The sequence below is a fragment of the Ruficoccus sp. ZRK36 genome (assembly GCF_019603315.1).
Taxonomy (GTDB): Bacteria; Verrucomicrobiota; Verrucomicrobiia; order Opitutales; family Cerasicoccaceae; genus Ruficoccus.
Genome location: NZ_CP080649.1, coordinates 684,335 through 705,211, shown reverse-complemented (window position 1 = coordinate 705,211; position 20,877 = coordinate 684,335). Strand labels below are relative to the sequence as shown.

Sequence of the window (20,877 nt, the reverse complement as noted above, 5' to 3'; positions counted from 1 at the left end):
CTTATATGTTTAAGATATAGAAATGACAGTTGAGCAGGAAACTCCTCGCCAGAAAACCGGACGCCGCAAGGCCGTGGATATTCAAAGTCCCCGGGACAAGCCCGTTTGCTTCACGCTGAGCCAGGAGGAGAAAGCTGCTGTTGACACGCTGGGTGTCTGCACCCGTCTGACCCGGTCCGCACTATTAGCTAAAATAACATTACTATATCTAGAGAGCGTAGTCGAAAACAGGTCGACCCAAGAGCAAAAGGAATCCGAAAAGCAGTTGATTGAGTTCATCGCAGAAAGCCGAAAGGCGGTCAGGACGACTCCGGCGTGGCAAAAGGAAATAACCACAAAACCCAGGAGAAGGAGGAAACGAGAATGATAAATATCTTCGAGCTCAATCACTCACTCAAGGATTCCGCAGCTCTGGCTCAGTCTGAAGACGGACTCCTTTTCGTAGACAGAGAAACCGTCATAGAGAAAATCCCCGGCTTGGCGGGGAAGTGTCTGGAGGACATGCAGGCGCTGGTCGATTATCTGGACGGAGTTTTTCCGGATGATGTCGATTACTACATGGTTTTTGACGGCAAGAAGCCGACGCTCGATCTGGAGTACAATGACGGGCCAATGGCCATGTGTGGGCAGTCATTGCCATTCGAGACCAATGAAGAGTTTTACGAATGCCTGGACAGTCTTGAGTGGGATCATGTTCGCAGTGCTTCCATCCACAATACGGGTGTCTTTGATCAAATGCTGGATCACGCGGATGGCCAGAGGGTAAATTTGACGCCAGTTGCTACAGTCCGAAAGCGCACTAAGACCTTTTCCAGGGAGCTCCAGAAGACGTGCAAAAAGTCGCCACACGCATATGGATGTTTGTTCCTTAATAAACTGGGACATTATGATTCCAAGCCCGTCTCGAAGTACTACGACGTCGAGTACCGTGAATTTCTTGAACGCTTTGCCGAGGACCTAATGCACCTTCCGTTGTTGGGTGCGATCTGTGTCGAGGGCAAGCTGGTCCCGAATGAACGGGCGGAGCAAATACGCCGTGAGGCCTTGGCGACACTGCCACCGATTTCACGGGCGCTAGCTGAAGGTCGTCTGCCGGTCGAACCCCAAGAGCGGGAGGCAATCTGATGGAGCACAAACCACACAAACTTGCTAACAAAAACGAAGCCGCAGGTCTGCTCGAGGTCTCCGTCTCGACGATCAACCGGATGTTGCGAGACGGCATGCTTCGAAAGGTCAAAGTTCGCGGGTGTGTCCGTATCCCTCTGGAAGATATTGAGCGTATCCTGAAGGGAGGTCTGGCATGATTCACAAGGTTCAAAAGAAGCCCAAATCGATCAACGGCAAGCGGATGCTGAGCAAGTGCTATTACCTGCGGTATCGCTACGGCGAAATGTTGGTGGACAAGTGGAAGTCGCTCAAAGTGACGCAAAAGGAAGTTGCGGACAAGTTGGCCGATGAATTCCGCAAAGAGTGGGAGGCCGAGCAGGCGGGGCTGTTACCTCCCAAGACGTTGCGGGATGGCGTGAAAAAGCCCCTCTCTGAGCACTTGGAAGATTTTCTGACCGATCTCAAGCAGCGTCAAAAGGCGGGGCGCAATGACGAAGGGCTGATCAAGTACCGGGGGCGCATTAAGCGGCTGATGAAAGGTTGTGGGTGGCGCACGGTTGGTAATGTGACGGCGGATTCGTTTATTCTCTGGCGCAATCGACAGACGGGCTTCGCTCCGGCCACGCTTAACGATTATCTGGATGCGGCGAATGTGTTCTTCAATGCCTTGGTGAAGATGGAGCGCATCCCGCATAATCCGTTGCGCTCAGTGGTCAAGGTGCAGGAGCGTGGCAAGGAGGTTCGTAAGCGCCGGGCCTTGAGTGATGCCGAGTTTGCGCGGCTGCTGGCAGTGGCGCCACCTTATCGGGGCATGGTTTACCATCTGGCGGGCCGATCTGGCTTGCGGCGGCAGGAAATGGGTAATCTGCGCTGGGCGGATGTTCATTTGACTGCTGAGCGGCCTTTTGTGGCGGCGCGGGCCTCGACTACGAAAAACGGTAAGGAAGGCTTTGTGCCGCTTATGGCGGACGTGCGTGAGGCACTGGAGAAGTTCAAGCCTGCGAATGCCCAGCCGGGCGAGTTGGTGTTCCAGAAGGGCATTCCGCGTGCGGATGTGTTAAGGCAGGACCTCGAGGCTGCCGGGATCGCTTATCAGGACGAGGAGGGCCGCTATGTGGACTTCCATTCCCTGCGGCATACTTGGGGCACGTTTTTGCAGGTCAACGGCGTGACGCAGCGAGAAGCGATGGAGCTAATGCGCCATCAGGACGAGCGCCTGACCTCGAAGATTTACACCGATACGCACCACCTGCGGCTCTTTGAGAAAGTCGAGGCACTGCCCGCGCTCGAAAAAGGGTCACACATAGGGTCACAGATTTCTGGTATCTCGGGCAAAATCCTGACAAAACGTGACATAAATGATCACGAAAATTCCGTTTCGGAACTTGTTGAATCTGATGCAGTTTGCGCCGTCTTGACCCCGCCTGACACAGGCGGGAAAGTGGCGTCCCCACGGGGATTCGAACCCCGGTCGCTGGAATGAAAATCCAGTGTCCTAGACCTGACTAGACGATGGGGACTTAGCCGGTTGGAAGCGGTTGAAGTTAGGCTTAAAGAAAGCGGGCGCAAGGCTTTTTTTGCAGGAATTTAAAAAAAATGCCCTGAGGGCAATTCCGCGTTTGCTACCGGGCGCGCAGAGACCTATGCCAAGTGATTATGACCTTCGATGACGTCAAGGCGGCGCTGCCCCGGCAGGCCATGCGTGCAGTGATAGGATTGCCCTTCCGGCATATCGGCTCGGGCAAGGTCCGTGAGATTTATGATCTGGGAGATCGCCTCCTGTTGATCGCCACAGACCGGCTCTCAGCCTTTGATGTGGTGCTCCCTGACGGCATCCCCGGTAAGGGTATCCTGCTGACGCAGGCCAGCCTGTGGTGGTTCCGGCAGACGGAGTCGCTCATCCCCAATCATTTGGTGCCCGACCACGATGCGGCCCTGCAGGAGCTGCTGGGGGAGAGCTTCCCGCACCTCATCCCGTACAGCATGCTGGTCAAGAAGCTCACTCCGGTAAAGCTGGAGGCGGTCGTGCGCGGCTATCTGGCCGGGAGCGGGTGGAAGGATTACAAGACCACCGGTAAGCTCTTTGGGCTCGATCTGCCCACGGGCCTGCAGGAGAGCTCGCAGCTGCCCGAGCCGTTGTTTACACCGACGACGAAGGCTGCCGAGGGGCACGACATGCCGATCGACGAGCCAGGGGCCAAGGAACTCATCGGGGCGGAGGTCTATGACCGTATCCAGAGCGTGAGCCTGGAGATTTTCCGTATGGGTACCGAGAAGGCCGCATCGTCCGGCCTCATCCTGGCCGACACGAAGTTCGAGTTTGGGACGGATGCCGAGGGCGAGCTGCACCTGATCGACGAAGTGCTGACGCCGGACTCGTCCCGCTACTGGCCGCGTGAGGATTACCAGCCGGGCCGCTCGCAGACTGCTTTTGATAAGCAATACGTACGCGACTATCTGGAGACGCTTGACTGGGGCAAATCCTACCCTGGCCCTTCCTTGCCGGAGGAAGTCATCACCAAGACGCAGGAGCGCTACCTGACCGCATTGGAAAAGCTCTGGGCCAGCCTGCGCTAGGCGCGCTTGTCTTCAGAGGTTAGGCAGCCAGCTCTACCACTGCAGCGGTGCCCAGCCCGATTACGATGGCCGCGATGAGGGAGGCGTTGAGCAGCTTCTGGTCGCTGGGCGTGGGCAGGCTGCTGCTGGGTATCTCCGGGATGGGGAAGTACGACTCCAGCGCGGTAAAGGCCTGCTCCTTGATAAACGCGAAAAAGATCAGAATGGCGGCCAGTGAGATCAGCTCGGAGCCGATGCCGTGATGGAAGAACTCAAAAAGCGCGGGTTGGCCGACGATCAGGACGAGAAAATCGATTCTGAGGATGCTCACGATCAGGCCCGTTCCAAAGGCGGCCAGAAGCATGCGTCCGGTGATCGTGCGTAGTTGCGGCAGGCACAGCAGGAGGATGGCGCAGAAGGCGGCCAGCATGAAGAAAAGCTTAAGACCCGAGCACTCGGCGATGATTTCGACGGCGTGCCCCTGCGTGTAGATGATGTTGCCCTCAGATCGTACGGTAAAGCCGACGTAGTGCAGGACGAAGGCGGCAAGCTTCGCCACGACGGTGGAGTAGCGCAGGCCACTCTCGATCAGGTTTTCCGCTGCACCTGCGGGGATGGCGGCCAGGGCAAACAGACCCATACAGCGTATTTTGAGGCTGTTGAAGCACCACCCGGTGGCAATGATCGAGACCCCGGCAGCTCCCAGGATGAAACCTGCCCCCGGATCGCGCAAGCCGCCGAGGGTATCGGCCAGTGTCAGTGCGCAGCCGGTCAGGATCAGCAAGAGCCCGCAGATGCTTTGAAGCGGGCTTGCTCGTAGAGTGAAGCGCGTGCGGTTGAGGGTGATGCAGGCCAGGGCCGCCGCGATGGCCATCGCCTTGATCATCATCCGGGATTTTTCATCCGGGCTGGTGTGGGCCAAAAAGGGCGCTGCGCATACCGCGACGATTGCACCGATGATCAACCGCTGTGTCCAGAGGACACGGCTTGAGGATGGGCTGGAAACCTGTGGCGGCATGCGGATAGTGGGTGTCGCAGATGTTGTCTGCTATGAGCGCGGAAACAGGCGCAGGTATGGCGCGAATCGTGCGGCAAGCGTCCGGATGCTTCGACTCAAATCGACCGGTTCGCGAGGATTTTTAGCCTCTTAGCGCAAAATAATGCTCAGCAGCACAAGCGCTTGATCAATGATCATCCTCATCGTAGGGGTCGCGCGAGATCCCCACGTGCTCGCCTTTGCCGATCGCATCCTGATGCAGGAGGTAGCGGTAGACGCCGGTCTTGAAAAAGAGCAGTAAGAAACAGGCGCTCGCGAGCAAGGCCTGGAGGGCATTGCTGATCGAGTGGCTCCAGAGGCGGATCTTCAGCAGACGCATGTTCTCGGCTTCATTGTCGACCTGAGTGAGCTTGGGAAACTGTCGGCTGCGCACGACCTCGGCGCTGAGGCTGGGGGAGGGGTTGGGCTGGATTTCAAGCCCTTGGGGGGCGGGGGCCAGTGCGGACTGGACGCGAGCCGTTGAGAACATCCCATACGGGATGAGTAGCAGCGCTGCGATACCGGCAACCAGTGCGAGCCAGCCTAAGGTGCCCCGTAGCTTCAACTGCCAAAAGGGGCAGACGAGGCTAACAGGGATGAGGATCAACCCGAGGCCAATCAAGGGCAGCCAGAGGCAAGAGACCAGATCTCCAAAAAGTCCGTACTCCCAAAGTGGATCAGCGAAGTTCATCGGCACATAGCAGTCCAGTGCCTGGACGAAGCCTACTACGACTAGAAGGACGCCAAGTATGATCGGGAGATGCAGTAAGTCGGCGAAGACCCGGTTGCGGAGGCGTACGCGACGGTCTCCGCTACGCATATCATCGTCGGCATCAGAGTGGCGGCGGCTGGCGTGTCTGTGCATCAGCATGTGGGGCTTGGGAGAACAAAAGTTACAGGTTATGTGTGATACGCCGGATTATTCGGCATATCTCACTATATCTTAAGGACATAGCATCGCGTATAGGTGTCAAACCCCTAAGAACAGGGGGAATCCCTCAGCGTCCAATAAGGACGAGTTCGTCCCGATGAATGGCCTCGACGTGTTTGCGCGTGGGGTAGAGGGCCTGGATTTGCTCGGAGCTCTGCCCGAGGATTTTTTTCATATCCTCATGGGCAAACCCGGCCAGCCCGCGGGCAACGACATCACCCTTTGGCCCCAGTACGGATACGACCTCGCCGCGTGCGAAGCGCCCCTCGGCGGCGGTGACGCCCTTGGCCAGCAGGCTGGAGCCCTTCTCGCGCAGGGCCTTGACCGCTCCTGCGTCTACGCTGAGCTTACCGCGCGGCTCCTCGAACCACGCCAGCCAGCGCTTGCGAGAGCCCAGCGGCAGGCGGCTGGGGATAAAAATCGTGCCGGTGGCGTGCCCGGCGAAAAGATCGGTAATGATGGCCGGGTCTGAGCCCGAGCCAATGAAGGCTCCGCAGCCCGAGCGCATGGCCAGGCGCGCGGCCTGGATTTTCGTAATCATACCGCCGGTGCCCACCACGGTGCCGGAGCCGCCAGCCATGGCTTCGATCTGCGCGGTGATGGACTCGACCACGGGAACGATCTCGCCCGTGCCGTTCATGTCCACCAGCCCGGGGGCGGTGGAGAGGATGATGAGCAGCTGGGACTTTGTCATGGAGGCGACCAGCGCGGAGAGCACGTCGTTGTCCCCGAACTTGATCTCGGCCGCGCTGACGGTGTCGTTTTCGTTGACGATGGGCACGATGCCTTCGGTCAGCATTTCCTCGAACAGATCGCGGATAGCCAGGTGGCGCTTGCGGGAGCGCACGTCCTCGCGGGTGAGCAGGAGCTGCCCCACATTGATCCCGTGCGGCTCAAAGGCATGCTGCCAAAGCTCGGTCAGCAGGCTCTGGCCGACGGCGGCACACTTCTGGAGCGAGGAGAGCTTTTTCGGGCGCTGCTTGAGCCCGAGCCGCCCGCGGCCCAGCCCGACTGCCCCGGAGCTGACGAGCACGACCTGCAGGCCGCGCATCTTCAGGGCGGCAATCTCGCGCGCAATGCCCTCGACGACCTCGGTGTTGAGATCGCCCGAGCCGGAGGTGAGCACACCGGTGCCCAGCTTGATCACGACGCGACGGGCGTTTTCCAGAAAGTGCATAAGCTAGGAACTGTGAATCGTCTGTTCCTGCCCTGCAATCGCAATCATATGCTCTGGATCAATGCCCAGCTCTTTCAGCATTTTGTCTGGGGAGGGCTTGCTTGTGTAGGTTAAGCCTTTGCACGCCAGGAAAAAGAGAGCGAAGGATGTTATGATTGGGACGAGGCCGGCATCTTCAAGTGTGCTCGCAAAGCATGCGATGATCGTCAATGTTGTTGCTGCCACTGATGTGATTCTAATCACCTTTAGACCCTTTGCACCATGGCGTTTCAGGCGCGTCTGGTAGGTGAGCAAGGATATGGTGTATTTATTGATTCTTTCGTCGATTGTGACTAACTTGGATTGAAGAATTTGAGATAAAAGTAACGCTCCCAAGATAATCACATTGATCAGATCAAGAAGCGTTTGGCGGTATCCAAGCAATGCAAAAAGGGCAAGATTAAGCCCAGTGACGAACATGCGGAGCCGCTTGACAGTACCTGCGTTGTCGGGCGCATTGACCCAGTCCTTGAAGACCTTCGCAAGGTATATATCGGTCATAATATGATATAACCGGTCGGACGTTTTCCCGTCAATCCAATCTGGACGGGCTGGGGAAAGGATTATCTCAGACCTTGAGCAGCTCGGCTTCCTTGTCCTTGAAGGACTGGTCGATCTTCTTGACGAAATCGTCGGTCAGGGTCTGGACTTCCTTTTCACCGCGCTTCTGCTCGTCCTCGGAGATTTCCTTGTCCTTGCTGGCCTGCTTAAGGGCGGTCATGGCTTCCTGGCGGGCAGCGCGGATACCGACACGGCCGTTTTCGCACAGGCTGCTGGCCATCTTGACCATTTCCTTGCGGCGCTCACCGGAGAGCTCGGGCAGCGGGCAGATGATGGTGTTACCGCGGATAATCGGGTTGAGGCCGAGGCCCGCGGTCTGGATAGCCTTTTCGGTGGGCTTGAGGGCGCCCTTGTCCCAAGGCTGGATGGAAATGGTGCGCGAGTCCGGCGTGGTGATCGCGGCGACCTCCATCAGGCGCATATTGCTGCCATAGACTTCGACGGTGACGTTTTCCACCATGGCGGGCGAAGCCTTGCCGGTGTGGATGGTGCTAAATTCGTGCAGGGTATGGTCGAGAGCTTTCTGCATCTCGGACTGGGTATTCTTAAGAATGGCTTCGGGTGTCATAGTTGCGGTGGGTTATCAGGGGATAAGGATTACAGGATTTTGCCGGATGAACAGGCTAAAGTTACGGCCTGTTACCGGTGGCGGGGCTACTCGTGTACGAGGGTGCCGACTTTTTTGCCCATGACGGCGTTCAGGATGCTGTCCTGCTCGTGCATGTTAAAGACGAGGATCGGCACGTGGTTGTCCATACACAGGGAGAAGGCAGTGGCGTCCATGATCTTGAGGCGCTTGCCGAGGGCTTCGGAGAACTTGAGCTCCTCGTACTTCACGGCGTCGTCGTGCTTCATGGGGTCCTTGTCGTAGACGCCGTCGACTTTGGTGGCCTTCATGATGACGTCGGCGTGGATCTCGCTGGCGCGCAGGGCGGCGGTGGTGTCGGTGGAGAAGTACGGGTTACCGGTGCCGGCGACAAAGATGACGACGCGGCCCTTTTCCATATGGCGTGAGGCCCGGCGCAGGATGAACGGCTCGGCGACCTTGTCCATGGGGCTGGCGGTCTGCACGCGCACGGGCACGCCGTTCTTTTCCAGGCGGTCCATGAGGGCGAGGCCGTTAATGGTGGTGGCGAGCATGCCCATGGTGTCGCCGGTGGTGCGGTCTACGTTGCGGTGCTCGGCTCCGAGCTGCCCGCGAAAGATATTTCCGCCGCCGACGACCAGACCGATCTGTACGCCCAGGAGGTGAACTTTTTTTACCTCTTCGCAAACGGTCTGGAGAATGTCCCCATCGATGGGGTCGCCGTTCTCGGTATTGCGAAGCGCTTCGCCGCTCAGTTTGAGCACGATGCGTTTGAATTTGGGTTGCGCAGGGTCGTCAGCCAGTTGATCCACCATAGTCTCTGAGTCTATGTAGGAGCGAGCCGCCGGCGTCAACCACTTGCTTGGCGAGATGATCTGGCGTGATCAAATACTTGACGCGCGGGCGTAAGCTGCTACTTTGCCGCGTTTCAGTTAGGTCCGTGGTGTAATGGTAGCACAGCAGATTTTGGTTCTGCTTGTCGGGGTTCAAATCCCTGCGGACCTGCCAATTTGGCCGGACCGGGGGTGTGACTTGTGGCATTTGGTTATGATCATGTTTTAAGGAATGTGATTTTCTAGACTTTAGCCTAGTTAGGCAATATCCACATTTAATGAATATTGACGATTTTATATCCAAAGTTCTCGTAGGTATTGTGTCTGGGGTTGAGAAGGCTAGGACGGAAGCCAATTCCCCAAAATCTGTCTTCGGGCCACCAACTTTACGGGTTGATGGAGCTCTAATCACACGCAATAGTCTCGAATGGGAAGGGCAACCGGTTCACGTTGCAGAATTTGATATTGCGGTAACAGTTCGTGAGGATGAAAGCCTCAGCGGTGGTGGTGGACTTTGCATTGCCGGTATAACGGCAGGGGGAGGAAAAAAATCTGAACGTGAAAATTCTACTGTTAGTAGAGTCAAATTTGAAATTCCGTATGTCCTCCCTTTGTAATGATATGCCATCGTTTTAAATGATCAGGTTTTGCCCCGAGTTTGGACACCAGCAACCTCCCTGTGGCTGGCTTGCTTGGGAGGACCTGTAAACTTTCGCTTTTAAAAGGTTGCCACTGCCCTAGGAGACTCCTTCGAATATGGCCCCGGACGAGGGCACCCGAGCCATCGCGCCAAACACCCTTTTCTAGTTTACCGATGGCAAAGAACAAACCGTTGAAATATATTTTTGTGACCGGGGGCGTTGTCTCCTCTCTGGGTAAAGGCCTGACGGCGGCCGCCCTGGGCGCCCTGCTTGAGCAGCGCGGCCAGCGTGTACGCCTGCAGAAGTTCGACCCGTACCTGAACGTCGACCCCGGCACGATGAGCCCGTATCAGCACGGCGAGGTGTACGTCCTCGACGACGGAGCCGAGACGGACCTCGACCTGGGCCACTACGAGCGCTTTACCAGCGGCAGCCTGTCCCGCTTTAATAACCTGACCTCCGGGCAGATCTACGAGTCGGTCATTCAAAAGGAGCGCCGCGGGGACTACCTCGGCAGCACCGTGCAGGTGATCCCGCACGTCACCGACGAGATCAAGAACCGCATCCGTGAGGCCGGTAAGGATGTGGACATCCTCATCACCGAGATCGGCGGGACGGTCGGGGACATCGAGGGCCTGCCCTTTCTGGAAGCGCTGCGCCAGTTCGCACTGGAAGCCGGGCGCGGGAACGTGCTCTTTATCCACTGCACGCTGATCCCGTACCTGAATGCCGCCGGCGAGCTGAAGACCAAGCCTTCGCAGATGTCGGTGGCCCGCATGCGCGAGATCGGTATCCAGCCGGACGTGCTGGTGTGCCGCACCGAGAAGCCGATCAACAACGAGATCCGCTCCAAGCTCAGCCTTTACTGTAATATCCCCGTCCGCAACGTCATCGAAGAGATGGATGTGGAGTTCTCCATCTACGAGCTGCCGCTGGCGCTGGCCCGTGAGGACCTGGACGACATTGTGGCCGAGGCTCTCGGCCTGGAAGCTCCCGCCCCCTCCATGACTGAGTGGGAGGACGTGGTCCGCCGCCTCAAGTATCCGGCCCACCGGGTCGAGATTGGCGTTGTGGGTAAATACATTGAGCTTCAGGACGCCTACAAGTCCGTCTACGAATCCCTCACCCACGGTGGCATCGCCAACGACTGCGGGATCAATATCGTGCGTCTCGACTCCGAGGCAATCGAGCAGGACGGACCCGAAAAGCACCTCAAGGGGCTGGACGGTGTGCTCGTGCCGGGTGGCTTTGGGGATCGCGGTATCGAGGGTAAGATCATGGCTGCCCAGTGGGCGCGTGAGAACAGTATCCCGTACTTCGGGCTGTGCCTGGGTATGCAGATCCTCGTTATCGAGTATGCCCGCCATATTGCGGCTATCGAGGGGGCTAACAGCACGGAGTTTGTCCCGGACTGTAAAGATCCGGTGATCGACATCATGGAGGACCAGAAGGAGCTCACAGAAAAGGGCGGCACCATGCGCCTGGGGGCCTACACCTGCCAGATCATCCCTGAAACACACTCCGCCGCCGCGTACTTCCCGGACCTCTCCAAGGCCGACTTCGCCAAGGGCGAGCCGAAGACCGTGGAGGAGCGCCACCGCCACCGTTACGAGTTTAACAACAAGTACCGCGATATCCTTACCCGAAGCGGCCTGCGTATCGGCGGGGTTAACCCGAAGCGCGACTTGGTTGAAATCGCCGAGGTGGTCGATCATCCGTGGATGGTCGGGGTGCAGTTCCACCCGGAGTTCAAGAGCAAGCCGAACAAAGCGCACCCGCTCTTCGCTGATTTCGTGAAAGCCGCGATGAAGTGCAAGAAGGGCTGATCAGCGCCCAAGATTGCTAACTTTGAAAGCAGGCGTCCCGGTGGGCGCCTGCTTTTTTAGGGCTCGAAGGGGAGGGGAGCGGTAACTTTCCACGCTGGGCGGGGTTGCCTCAAGGAGTCTCTCCTCCCTCTCGTTATGAAATCCTGTACCCTTCTCACACGTTTCTCTCTCCAGGCGGTTGGCTGCCTGTTCCCCCTGATCGTTTCGGCCCAAGTCGGTACCTTTACCGTGGTCGATACCGGCCAGGTCACCTGCTATGATAACACCCGTGCCATTGCCTATCCGCAGCCGGGACAGCCTTTTTACGGGCAGGACGCCGAGTTCGCCGCCCATCCGCCCGCTTACCGTGACAACGGCGACGGCACGGTAAGCGATCTCAACACGGGGCTGATGTGGTCGCAAGGGCTGGATAAAACCAAGCTCTCGCTTGCCGAAGCCAAGAAGACCGCCGCGACCCTCAAGCTGGCCGGGTACGATGACTGGCGGGTGCCCACGATCAAGGAACTCTACTCGCTGATGGACTTTCGCGGGCGCACCGGCACGGGCGGGCAGTCCCGTGGGTCGGCTCCGGCAGATGCCATCCCCTACATCGACACGGATTACTTTGCCTTTGCCTACGGGGACGAGGCGGCGGGGGAGCGCTACATCGACGCGCAGTGGCTGAGCTCCACCGAGTATGTCAGCACGACCATGCACGGCGCCAAAACGCTCTTTGGGGTGAACTTCGCCGATGGCCGCATCAAGGGCTACGGCTACACGCTACCCGGACGTGACCGGGAAAAGAAATTCTATGTCCGCTATGTGCGTGGCGGGCCTTATGGTGAGAATAGCTTCGTGCACAACGAGGACGGCACCGTCACTGACACCGCCACCGGCCTGGTATGGATGCAGGCTGACAGCGGGAAGGGCATGAACTGGGAAGACGCGCTCGCCTACGCCGAAAACCTGCAGCTGGGCGGCTTCGACGACTGGCGTCTGCCGACGGCCAAGGAGCTGCAGTCGATCGTCGATTACACCCGCTCCCCGGATACCACGGACTCGCCCGCGATCGACCCGGTCTTCGCCTGTACCGCGATTAAGAATGAGGGCGGAGCTAAGGACTGGGCCTTTTACTGGACATCGACCACGCACTGTGACGGTCCCAATGTCCAGGCCGCCTACATCGCCTTTGGGCGGGCGCTGGGGCGCATGCACGGCCAACTGATGGACGTGCACGGGGCTGGCGCTCAGCGAAGCGACCCCAAGACCGGTGAGGCCAACCCCGAGGGCCACGGTCCGCAGGGAGACATTGTCCGCGTGAACAACTTTGTGCGCTGCGTCCGTGGCGGCGCGGCGGTCTTTCGAGCAAAAGCTCCCGCCAGCGATCCGGATGCCTACCCGACCCAAGTCGTGGTGGACGGGCATCGCTATAAGCCTGCCGAGAGTAGCTCCGTGCGCCCTCGCACTGGAGGTATGATGCGAGGGCAGGGGCAGAGTAACTCGGACCAGGGGCCCGGTGGCATGCGGGGCCCGGGTGGCAATCGCCCCAGCTTTATCGAGCATCTGGACCGCGACGGGGACGGCAAGGTCTCACGCAGCGAGTTCGACGGCCCTCCGAACCACTTCGATGTGCTGGATAAAAACGGCGACGGCACCCTCACCGAAGACGAGGCTCCCTCCGGCCCACCTCCCGGACGCGGCGTCCCGCCTCAGCGCTAGGATTGTGTCATGTGCTGGGCCTACGCAGACCAGCAGGACTAAGTCCGGCACTTTCGATGCTGAGCAGGGCATCAAAACTGGGTGCAAAGCTATGCCTGTCTGGGGCAGCGCAGTTGTCGCCAACTCAAACGAACTTCGCAGATCCCGCACCGGTAGGGCGCGAAATTTGTCGGCAAATCACAATTGACCGCGAGCGATGGGGCATAGCCCCACTAATCTCGAGTGCGGTCACGCACTAGAGGTCGTCGATAGTGGGCAGATTGCTGGAGAATTGGATGTCGCCCCAGCTTTCCTCTCCACCGCTGCCGGCGTTGGCCATTTGATCTGCGGTAGGCGTCTTGTCCAGGATGTGCTGGGCGATGGACTTTTCGATAGCGTTTTCCGCCCAGTAGCCATTGCGCAGTTCCCAGTCTGTGGGCTCGTAGCCGTACTTTTCGAGTACAGCGAGGATGATCGCAGATTCCGGGGTGGCGCTGGTGCCGGTGAGCAGGCCTTTCTCCTCGTGCAGGCGGATGGCCTCGGCGGCGATAAAGGTCGGCAGGACGTGCTCGTAGGCGGGGTGCAGTGTGTAGTTGGAGGCCCAGCGGGTCCAGGCTTCACGGGAAATTGAGCGCTCGGTGCCGGTGACGGCTTCGTAGTAGTACACGCGCCGCTTGGACATGCGGCGGACCAGCGCGACGGTGGAGAGACCGTCCTGCGAAATCTCCAGCCAGTCCTGGGGGCGGGGCTTCTCGGCCGGGTTGCGGGTGCAGGAGATGTCTTCGGGGGCTTCGAGGAACTTGACTCCGAGTGCCCGCGAGAAGCGGACCGTTTGCTGGCCGTCTTTATTCAGGGTGAGCTGCTCCTGATTGATCAGCTCGCTTTGGTACTTGGCCGCGTCTTCAGAAGATTCGGCCCAGATGTACGTTACGATTTCCGTACTGACTTTGAATTTACGCATCATAGCGGGGGTAAGTAGAAGTTGCGACACGCGTAAGTGCCTCGGAAGGGAGTAGCTATTGGAACCGTTAGTAACGAGGTGGTCAAATAAAAATTCTTAGGTCTCCCACCTAGTGTCTCGTGTAATTATCACTAGTCTGGACAAGGGATGGAATCTAGCCTCGTGCTCGCGCAACCACTGTGTTTTGAGCCGCTTATATACAGGGATTTACCTAGTCGGACTAGGTAATGATCCGCATGTTAATTTCAGGCTCGTTCTGTTATGCTGAGCTCTCTTAGCCCCTGCTAATCAAGATGGTTGCAGTTCAGCATTCGCCATGATTAGCCTTTGTTTTTAAACTGGAAGAATAGGAAAACCTCCTTATTATCCGCCCTTTTGACCCGTTACCGTTGAGATTGCATTCCCATGCCACGTAAAATTTGTTTCGTAAACTATAAGGGCGGCGTCGGTAAGACTTCGATGATCGTCAATATTGCCGCCTGTCTGTCCCAGATGGGTAAGAAGGTGCTGCTTGTTGACCTCGATACCCAGTCCAATGCCAGTATCTGGCTGATGCGGCTCGATCGCTGGAATAAGCTGAACATTAATGGTGAAGGCTCCGTCTTCTCCATTTTTGATCCGGCGAAACAGGTGCTCTCGGACATCCTCGTACGCGACGTCGTGGCCAGTAAGACTGGCGAAAACCTGCTGCCGGGCTTCGACCTGCTGCCGACCACCTTTAACCTCGTCGACCTCGAGAACGAGTACCAGTCCGACCCTTCGGAGCCCCCGTACCTGCGCTTTTATAATCAGCTCCGGCCGATCGAGGATAATTACGACTACATCCTTTTTGACTGCCCGCCGAATGTCCTGCGTGCCTCGCAGTGTGGCATCTTCTCCAGTAATGAGATATACGTGCCCGCTAACCCGGACGCGCTCAGCCTGATCGGCTTTACGCTACTGGTGGAGAAGCTCCTGCTCTTCCATCAGCGCTCGGCCAGCTTCCGGATCCCGGGCATGGGCCGCCCCGCGCTCTGCCGCGGTGTCATCTTTAACTCGATCAAGGCGAACGTGGATATCGAAGTTCCGAAAATGCGCATGCAGCTCCGGATCAACCAGTTCCGCAATCAACGCCGTATCGATCCCTCGACCAAGATCTTCGAGTCCCAGATTCGCGACGCGATGGTGGTACGCCGTGCGGTGACGCTCGGCCTGCCCGTCAACCTCGTCGGCCAGGTGGCCCGTGAGGAGGACTCCGTCGCGACAGACTACCAGCGAGTGGCTGCAGAGCTTGATCAACACGAACCTATGGCATAGGGTAAGGCTAAGCAATGAATTCAGCTATGGCCGATACCGATCCTACCAGCACTCGCCGATACGGAAAAAAAGACTGGGACGAAGTCCGTTCCGGAATGACCCCGACGATGTCGGAGGTACGGCTGAAGGCGTTGGCGGAGGAGTCCGGCCTGTCGGAGTGGCCCTTGCGCGGTAAAGGCGAGGTCCCCGGTAAATACATCGACTATACCTGGGAGGAGCTGCACGAGCTGCACGGGCTGGCGGAAAACCCTGACCGCATCGACCTGCTCATTGATATTTTACGTGAAACCATCGCCTTTGAGGATCCGTTTGGTGAGATGGTTGCCACGGTGGATGCCGCCACTCAGCGTGAAGACAAGATCGGCCGCAACCTTGCCCGCTTCGAAATCGACAAGGAATTTCCGCTCAACTTCAGCGGCCTTTCGCCCGAGACGATTGATTTCTGCCAGGCCGAGGACATTCGCACGCTCGGTCAATTCGCTGATTTCTCCCACCGCATGGCGCAAAACGTCGTGGTGGGTGGTGATTTCAAGGGCTTGCTCAGTGGTCTGAGTGCGCCCGACGAGCAAGCCATCGCCCGGTACCTGCCGTTCCGGCCCGGCCACAAGGGGCTACACCTGCCCGAGGCGATCGGACTGGTCCTCAATCAGCTGGCAGAGAATGAGAAGTACACCCTCCTCAAGCGCTATGGTGCCAAGCTGGGACCCATCGAGAGCGCCAAGGCCAACCTCACGAAGGAGCAGGCCGCCCAGCTCGAAGAAGTGCTGATGCAGAAAGTGATCGAGCAGTGCCTGTATTTCAACAAGCAGGTGCCCGAGCTGGATCAAAAAATCCGCTCAGGGGTCACGCTGGAACGTATTTTTATGGTTCTTAACGACCCGGAAAAAGAAGTCATCGCGATCCGTGTCACCGCCCGCTACCTCAAGCAGCGCAGCGGCGCCGTTGATGATGGCGACGAACCGGTCAAAAAGAAGGGGTTCTTCGGGCGGTTCTTTGGCCGTTGAGTCCGTTGTCGGCGTGCTGCCGGATTCTTGACGGGTTCCTTGCTGCGATTTCCCCGCATATTTCAACCCGTCAGCTATGGCTAAACCGATCCTACCCAAAAAACGTGTCCTCAGCCTGCGCCCGGAGCAGCGTCGCACGGCCGAAGTCTCGCTGCAGTCGCGGGAGGCGATTGATACGTTTGTCAAAAAGACGCGCCATCCCTTTGGCGAACCCCGTACTCTGGAGCCGACAGAGGTCGATGAGGTTGAGCGGACCCTCCGCCGCCTGGAGAAAGAGTTGCTGGAGCGTGAGCGCCATGTTCAGGAGCTGGAAACGCGCCTGACGGAGAAGGAGCGCGAGCTGTGGGAGGCTGAGGCCTTGCTGGAGGCTCGCCGCAAGGTCTTTGAGTCGCAGCGGCACCACGCCAGTCAACAGCAGGAGGAGCAGAGCGATTTGATTTCCGACGAGGAGCGCGAGGCGCTACTTGACCTACAGCAGAAGCTGGAAAAACAGGAGCGCTCACTGGAGGAGTCTCGTGCCCTGCTCAAGGAGCGCGAGGCATATGTCGAACAGGCTGAGAATATCCTCTTTGAGAAGACGATGGAGCAGCAGGAGCGTGAGACCGAGCTCGACGTGCGTGCGGAGATCCTCGATGCGCGCGAGGGGGTAAAATCGCCCCAGGAGCCTCGCGAGCGGGCTGAATAGCTTAGGGGCGTTAGCCTTGATGTTGGTGAATCAGACACCCTAATTGGGTTTTTATGATTTATTACTAACAATGTGTTTTTGCGTATTTTAATTGTCATACTGTATTATAGGTCGGCATGCTGGCATCACGCCTCCCATCCATCCCTGTTTTATTATCATGGCTAACTATACGCCGCCGCCCGTTGTTAATCCTGAAGCAAGGCCAACGACCGCGCCTTATCTCAGTGCGGATGACTTCGCCCGAGAGATCCAGTCCCGGCAGAGTCTGTCACTGGGGATCGTTGCTGGCTTGGTAGCCTCGGTGGTTGCCGCCGGAGTGTGGGCTTGGATCACGGTCCTCACCCACTTTCAGATTGGCTATTTCGCTGTAGCGGTCGGGTTTTTCGTCGGCTTGGCGGTGCGGATCGCGGGCCGGGGGATGACGCCTCCTTTTGGCGTCGCCGGTGCCTGTTTTGCCCTGCTGGGCTGCGTGCTGGGTAATTTCCTCAGCCAGCTTGGCTTTGTCAGCATCGAGTATGAGGTCAGTATCTGGCAGGTGCTTGTCCTGTTTGACTATAGCTATCTGCCAGAGGTGATGATCGAGTCCTTCCAGCCGATAGATGTGCTCTTCTACGGCATTGCGGTGGCTGGCGGCTATCGGGCCAGTTTTCGCCGTATCAGCGAGGATGAGCTTTTGCGCCTGCGGGCCTGAGATCACCACCTTTAGCCGCCTCTGAAGAATCGCTCGCCCGTTTGACAGGGGGTGGGGTGTTGGTGCTTATTGTGGGTATGGACGATGTTAATATACCCCCGTTGCTTTTACGTCGTTTGAGATTTCGCGCCCACCGACGTCACACCAGCCTCCAGGAAGAGCTTTCTGAGTGTCTGGAGGTCGGCCTGGAGCGGATGATCCGGCGTGAAGAGCGTTTCCGGCAAACAGCCCCGCGCCTGCGTCAGAAGACCTCTGCCTTTCTCCAGCGCGACCAGCTCGCTGCCCTGATTGATGACGGCCGGGCTTAGGGCCTTTTCAGATTAACGCTCAAAGCGGCTGAAATGGGTGTTTTTAGCCCGAAACTGACCTTTTTCGACTCGATGAATCTGGATTCACCTCATCTCAAAAGCTCCTTTCTGTCATGAAAACCCCTCATTTTCCCATCTTTTCCGTTTATCTGAACAGGCCCTAGGCTCTCTCAACCCTCTCCTGCTGCCCCATGATTGTTGTCGATACGACCGTAATAGCCCCTTTGCTCCTGCCCGGTGCCAATACGCCCTGGGCGCAGCAGACCTACGAACGCGACAGCGCATGGGCGTCCAGCCCACTCTGGCGCTCCGAGCTGCGTAACGTACTCGCTCGCTACCAGCGTGAGCACAAAGTCGACCCGGCTGCCTGCCTGGAGATTATGAACGCGGCGGAGGAGAAGATGCACCCCCGGCAGTACAACATCCTTTCGGAGACGGTTATCCTGCTGGCGGCCCAGAGCGTGTGCTCCGCCTATGAGTGCGAGTACGTGGCTCTCGCCCAGGAGCTCAATGTCTTGCTGGTGACTGCCAACGAGCGATTGTTGGAGGCCTTTCCCCGCTCAACGATCTCCCTGGAGCAGTTCGCACGCGGTGAAGAGCAGGATCATGGCCAAGGCGTTTGAGGCACGTAGGCGGGTTTACGCAGTATGTGTTGGCAGCAGGCGCACTTATTTATGCCACGCGTGTTAACTATCGTCTTTTTGAATAACATGCCCAATCCGGCCCCCAGCACTTATCGGGGCAAAAAGAGGTTTGCCAAAGTAGGGGTCTGTATCTTTTAAATCGGCCATGGAAGCTAATGAACCTAAGCCTTTTACCGCTGAAGACGAAGCGGAACTGAAGGAGTCTCTCAAGCGTTGCTCGCCCGAAACTATTGATGCTGCCATCGCCTATCGTAAAAACGGCGACAAGTCGCAGGTGCCGGTCATCATTATGGGCATTCTGGAGCGCGTGATGGAGCCCGATGCTCGCCCCAAGCTCAAAGAAGGCAACGACGATACCCGCATCAACGAAGACCTCGGCATCGACTCGCTCACCATGGTAGAAGTTATCATGATGGTTGAGGAAACGCTCGATATCACCGTGGACAACGACGAACTGCGTAACCTGTCTACGATCGGCGACGTCAAGACCTTCATTACCAAGAAGCTGGACGACTAGGCATGGGCCAGGAGTCCCTGCAGCTTGATGCGGCAGCCATTGCGGCCGCCATCCCCCACGACGACCCCTTCCTTTTCCTCGACTCGGCGACGCTGAGTGAGGAATCGGCCACTGGCACCTACCGTATTCGCGGCGACGAGTTCTTCCTGCGCGGGCATTTTCGGGATAATCCGGTCTTTCCCGCTTCGATCATGCTGGAGGCACTGGGTCAGCTCGCTGTCCTTTTCCTGGTCTCGGCCCCTTCGTCCCTCCTGCAGGGCAAAACCGCTGACCCGGCCAAGATCTTCTTCCATTCCAGCGACGAGGTGCGCTGCTCGCGCTTCTGCCGCCCCGGCGATGTGCTGGACATGCAGATCAAGGCGCGGCGCATTCGCCACCCCCGGGCCGGTTTTCAGGGGTCGATCACCGTGGATGGGCAGCGTACGGCCTATGCTGAGGGGATCAACCTGATGTTTGACTGGCGTTCCTGACCGGCGTAACGATCTGCCTTTGGGTGCTTTTTCCATTTGAAGCCCACGGGCCGACCCGTAGAGTTCAACTATATGAGAAACGTTGTCGTTACCGGCCTCGGCTTCATTACCAGTATCGGTAATGATAAGGCCACTGTCTCCCGGAGCTTGCGAGAACTCACACACGGCATCGCTGTGTATGATCGCTTCGAGGAAGCGGGCGAGCGCATTCACCTCACAGGCAAGGTCAAGGACTTTGACGTGAGTGCGATTGACCCGGAAGACTGGACCTACCCGGAGCGCTATGCCCTCAAGCGCGAGCAGATCCGCGCCATGGCTCCGCACGTCCTCTATGCGCACTGCGCGCTGGTGCAGGCGGTCGAGGATGCCGGTCTGAGCCCCGACGATATTTCCAACCCCGACACCGGCCTCTTTGCTTCCTCGGCGGGTTCGGCCAGACTGCTTTCCCACCACATGAACCGGCTGAAAAAGCTCGGCCTGCGCCGCGCCAGCCCGATGGGGGTCGTCTCCTCGGTCACCGGTACGCTCACCTTTAACCTCGTGGCCCTGCACAAGATCCTCGGTGCCTCCGGGGGCTTTGTCTCGGCCTGTGCTTCCTCTAACCACGCCCTGGGCTACGCCTGGGACACGATTGCCCTGGGCCGCCAGGAGCGGATCATCGTGATCGGTGCCGAAGACGGCGACCTGGAGACGATCCTGCCCTTTGGCGCCATGCGTGCGCTCAGCCCCGATGCCGAGCCGCCCGGCTCCCGTCCCTTTGACAAGTCCCGTAACGGCTTCGTCGGCACCGGCGGCGCTACCGCGCTGGTTCTCGAGTCCGAGGAGTGCGCCGCTGCCCGTGGAGCGCCCGTCTATGGCCGCTTCAGCGGATGGGGGCAGGCCTCCGACGGCTACAATGTCGCCATCTCGCACCCTGAGGGCGATGGGTTGGCCCGTGCCACCGAGCTGGCGCTCAAGGCTACCGGCACCGCGGCCAGCGAGGTGGACTACATCAACGCCCACGCTACTTCCACGCCGATTGGCGACACCTCTGAGCTGAAGGCCATCCGCAAGGTCTTCGGGACGGGTGGCCCGGCCATTTCCAGCACCAAGGCCCTGACCGGCCACGGGCTATCGCTGGCCAGCGCGATGGAGGCAGGCTTCACCCTGCTGGGCATGAAGGAAGGCTTCACGCCCGGCTCGGCCCACATCACCGAGATGGACCCCGAGGGTGCCGACCTGAACATCATCCGCGAGACGCTCGACAAGGGCCCGCAAGTCGCCCTGTCCAACAGCAGCGGCTTCGGCGGCGCGAATGTCGTCACCGTCTTCAAGTCCGCCTAGGCGCGACG

Annotated in this window: 24 protein-coding genes and 2 tRNA genes; 17 read left to right on the top strand and 9 right to left on the bottom strand. The window is 58.4% G+C overall.

Translation table 11 applies throughout. The annotated features are described in order from the left end of the window. The first annotated feature begins 22 nt into the window (after positions 1-22). Genes K0V07_RS03110 through K0V07_RS03100 form a run of 3 tightly spaced genes read left to right on the top strand, consistent with a single transcriptional unit; the run spans position 23 to position 1,304 of the window. On the top strand, positions 23-367 hold the full coding sequence (locus K0V07_RS03110) for a hypothetical protein (RefSeq protein ID WP_220623074.1): 345 nt from the start codon (positions 23-25) through the stop codon (positions 365-367). Then, entirely contained in the window at positions 364-1,125 is a 762-nt protein-coding gene (locus K0V07_RS03105; protein ID WP_220623073.1) for a hypothetical protein, read from the top strand. The genes K0V07_RS03110 and K0V07_RS03105 overlap by 4 nt, the downstream gene beginning before the upstream one ends. Further along, positions 1,125-1,304 carry a helix-turn-helix domain-containing protein gene (locus K0V07_RS03100; protein ID WP_220623072.1) on the top strand — a complete coding sequence of 60 codons (180 nt, stop codon included), beginning with the start codon at positions 1,125-1,127 and terminating at the stop codon, positions 1,302-1,304. The genes K0V07_RS03105 and K0V07_RS03100 overlap by 1 nt, the downstream gene beginning before the upstream one ends. Positions 1,305-1,495: 191 nt before the next feature. Here the strand turns inward: K0V07_RS03100 and K0V07_RS16495 are convergent, their stop codons facing one another. Both K0V07_RS16495 and K0V07_RS03090 read right to left on the bottom strand, forming a co-directional pair. Beyond that, entirely contained in the window at positions 1,496-1,801 is a 306-nt protein-coding gene (locus K0V07_RS16495) for a hypothetical protein (protein ID WP_255568107.1), read from the bottom strand. 748 nt (positions 1,802-2,549) lie between these two features. Then, positions 2,550-2,627: transfer RNA gene (locus K0V07_RS03090), tRNA-Glu, on the bottom strand. Positions 2,628-2,763: 136 nt separating this feature from the next. Between K0V07_RS03090 and K0V07_RS03085 the strand changes: the two genes are divergently transcribed. Next, entirely contained in the window at positions 2,764-3,684 is a 921-nt protein-coding gene (locus tag K0V07_RS03085; RefSeq protein ID WP_220623071.1) for a phosphoribosylaminoimidazolesuccinocarboxamide synthase, read from the top strand. Positions 3,685-3,703: 19 nt separating this feature from the next. On the opposite strand, the gene K0V07_RS03080 is transcribed toward K0V07_RS03085, so the two are convergent. From K0V07_RS03080 to pyrH, 6 genes are all read right to left on the bottom strand, one after another. Then, a complete protein-coding gene (locus K0V07_RS03080) occupies positions 3,704-4,681 on the bottom strand; it encodes an exosortase/archaeosortase family protein (protein WP_220623070.1) in 978 nt (325 codons plus the stop codon). Positions 4,682-4,847: 166 nt separating this feature from the next. Beyond that, positions 4,848-5,570, bottom strand: a complete 723-nt coding sequence (locus K0V07_RS03075) for a hypothetical protein (protein ID WP_220623069.1) — start codon at positions 5,568-5,570, stop codon at positions 4,848-4,850. A gap of 127 nt (positions 5,571-5,697) precedes the next feature. After that, entirely contained in the window at positions 5,698-6,807 is a 1,110-nt protein-coding gene (gene proB, locus K0V07_RS03070; protein WP_220623068.1) for a glutamate 5-kinase, read from the bottom strand. 3 nt (positions 6,808-6,810) lie between these two features. Continuing rightward, positions 6,811-7,347, bottom strand: a complete 537-nt coding sequence (locus K0V07_RS03065; RefSeq protein ID WP_220623067.1) for a DUF1153 domain-containing protein — start codon at positions 7,345-7,347, stop codon at positions 6,811-6,813. Between the two features lie 67 nt (positions 7,348-7,414). After that, positions 7,415-7,975 (bottom strand): ribosome recycling factor, encoded by a 561-nt coding sequence (gene frr, locus K0V07_RS03060; RefSeq protein WP_220623066.1) that lies wholly within the window; start codon positions 7,973-7,975, stop codon positions 7,415-7,417. Between the two features lie 86 nt (positions 7,976-8,061). Then, a complete protein-coding gene (gene pyrH, locus K0V07_RS03055; protein ID WP_220623065.1) occupies positions 8,062-8,808 on the bottom strand; it encodes a UMP kinase in 747 nt (248 codons plus the stop codon). 119 nt (positions 8,809-8,927) lie between these two features. Between pyrH and K0V07_RS03050 the strand changes: the two genes are divergently transcribed. The 4 genes from K0V07_RS03050 (at position 8,928) to K0V07_RS03035 (ending at position 12,991) form a co-directional block, all read left to right on the top strand. After that, positions 8,928-9,001 (top strand) — tRNA-Gln (locus K0V07_RS03050). Between the two features lie 103 nt (positions 9,002-9,104). Beyond that, on the top strand, positions 9,105-9,443 hold the full coding sequence (locus K0V07_RS03045; RefSeq protein ID WP_220623064.1) for a hypothetical protein: 339 nt from the start codon (positions 9,105-9,107) through the stop codon (positions 9,441-9,443). Positions 9,444-9,640: 197 nt separating this feature from the next. Continuing rightward, on the top strand, positions 9,641-11,293 hold the full coding sequence (locus K0V07_RS03040) for a CTP synthase (protein WP_220623063.1): 1,653 nt from the start codon (positions 9,641-9,643) through the stop codon (positions 11,291-11,293). Positions 11,294-11,428: 135 nt separating this feature from the next. Beyond that, positions 11,429-12,991: a DUF1566 domain-containing protein gene (locus K0V07_RS03035; RefSeq protein ID WP_220623062.1), complete on the top strand. Its 1,563-nt coding sequence runs from the start codon at positions 11,429-11,431 to the stop codon at positions 12,989-12,991. Between the two features lie 235 nt (positions 12,992-13,226). Here K0V07_RS03035 and K0V07_RS03030 read toward each other — a convergent pair whose 3' ends face one another. After that, positions 13,227-13,934 (bottom strand): hypothetical protein, encoded by a 708-nt coding sequence (locus K0V07_RS03030; RefSeq protein WP_220623061.1) that lies wholly within the window; start codon positions 13,932-13,934, stop codon positions 13,227-13,229. A 402-nt stretch (positions 13,935-14,336) separates the two neighbouring features. Between K0V07_RS03030 and K0V07_RS03025 the strand changes: the two genes are divergently transcribed. From K0V07_RS03025 to K0V07_RS02985, 9 genes are all read left to right on the top strand, one after another. Continuing rightward, the gene (locus K0V07_RS03025) at positions 14,337-15,227 is read left to right on the top strand and encodes an AAA family ATPase (RefSeq protein ID WP_220623060.1); all 891 of its coding nucleotides are present in this window, start codon (positions 14,337-14,339) and stop codon (positions 15,225-15,227) included. A gap of 26 nt (positions 15,228-15,253) precedes the next feature. Continuing rightward, positions 15,254-16,231 carry a hypothetical protein gene (locus K0V07_RS03020; protein WP_220623059.1) on the top strand — a complete coding sequence of 326 codons (978 nt, stop codon included), beginning with the start codon at positions 15,254-15,256 and terminating at the stop codon, positions 16,229-16,231. A 76-nt stretch (positions 16,232-16,307) separates the two neighbouring features. Further along, positions 16,308-16,916: a hypothetical protein gene (locus K0V07_RS03015; protein WP_220623058.1), complete on the top strand. Its 609-nt coding sequence runs from the start codon at positions 16,308-16,310 to the stop codon at positions 16,914-16,916. Positions 16,917-17,073: 157 nt separating this feature from the next. Then, positions 17,074-17,607 (top strand): hypothetical protein, encoded by a 534-nt coding sequence (locus tag K0V07_RS03010; RefSeq protein WP_220623057.1) that lies wholly within the window; start codon positions 17,074-17,076, stop codon positions 17,605-17,607. A 116-nt stretch (positions 17,608-17,723) separates the two neighbouring features. Beyond that, positions 17,724-17,915 carry a hypothetical protein gene (locus tag K0V07_RS03005; protein WP_220623056.1) on the top strand — a complete coding sequence of 64 codons (192 nt, stop codon included), beginning with the start codon at positions 17,724-17,726 and terminating at the stop codon, positions 17,913-17,915. A 191-nt stretch (positions 17,916-18,106) separates the two neighbouring features. Next, complete coding sequence (locus tag K0V07_RS03000) at positions 18,107-18,538, top strand: type II toxin-antitoxin system VapC family toxin (RefSeq protein WP_220623055.1); 432 nt, start codon at positions 18,107-18,109, stop codon at positions 18,536-18,538. Between the two features lie 166 nt (positions 18,539-18,704). Next, positions 18,705-19,076, top strand: coding sequence for a phosphopantetheine-binding protein (locus K0V07_RS02995; RefSeq protein WP_220623054.1), 372 nt, complete (start codon positions 18,705-18,707; stop codon positions 19,074-19,076). A 2-nt stretch (positions 19,077-19,078) separates the two neighbouring features. After that, positions 19,079-19,546: a hypothetical protein gene (locus tag K0V07_RS02990; protein WP_220623053.1), complete on the top strand. Its 468-nt coding sequence runs from the start codon at positions 19,079-19,081 to the stop codon at positions 19,544-19,546. A 72-nt stretch (positions 19,547-19,618) separates the two neighbouring features. Then, entirely contained in the window at positions 19,619-20,869 is a 1,251-nt protein-coding gene (locus tag K0V07_RS02985) for a beta-ketoacyl-[acyl-carrier-protein] synthase family protein (RefSeq protein ID WP_220623052.1), read from the top strand. The last annotated feature ends 8 nt before the right edge of the window (positions 20,870-20,877 follow it).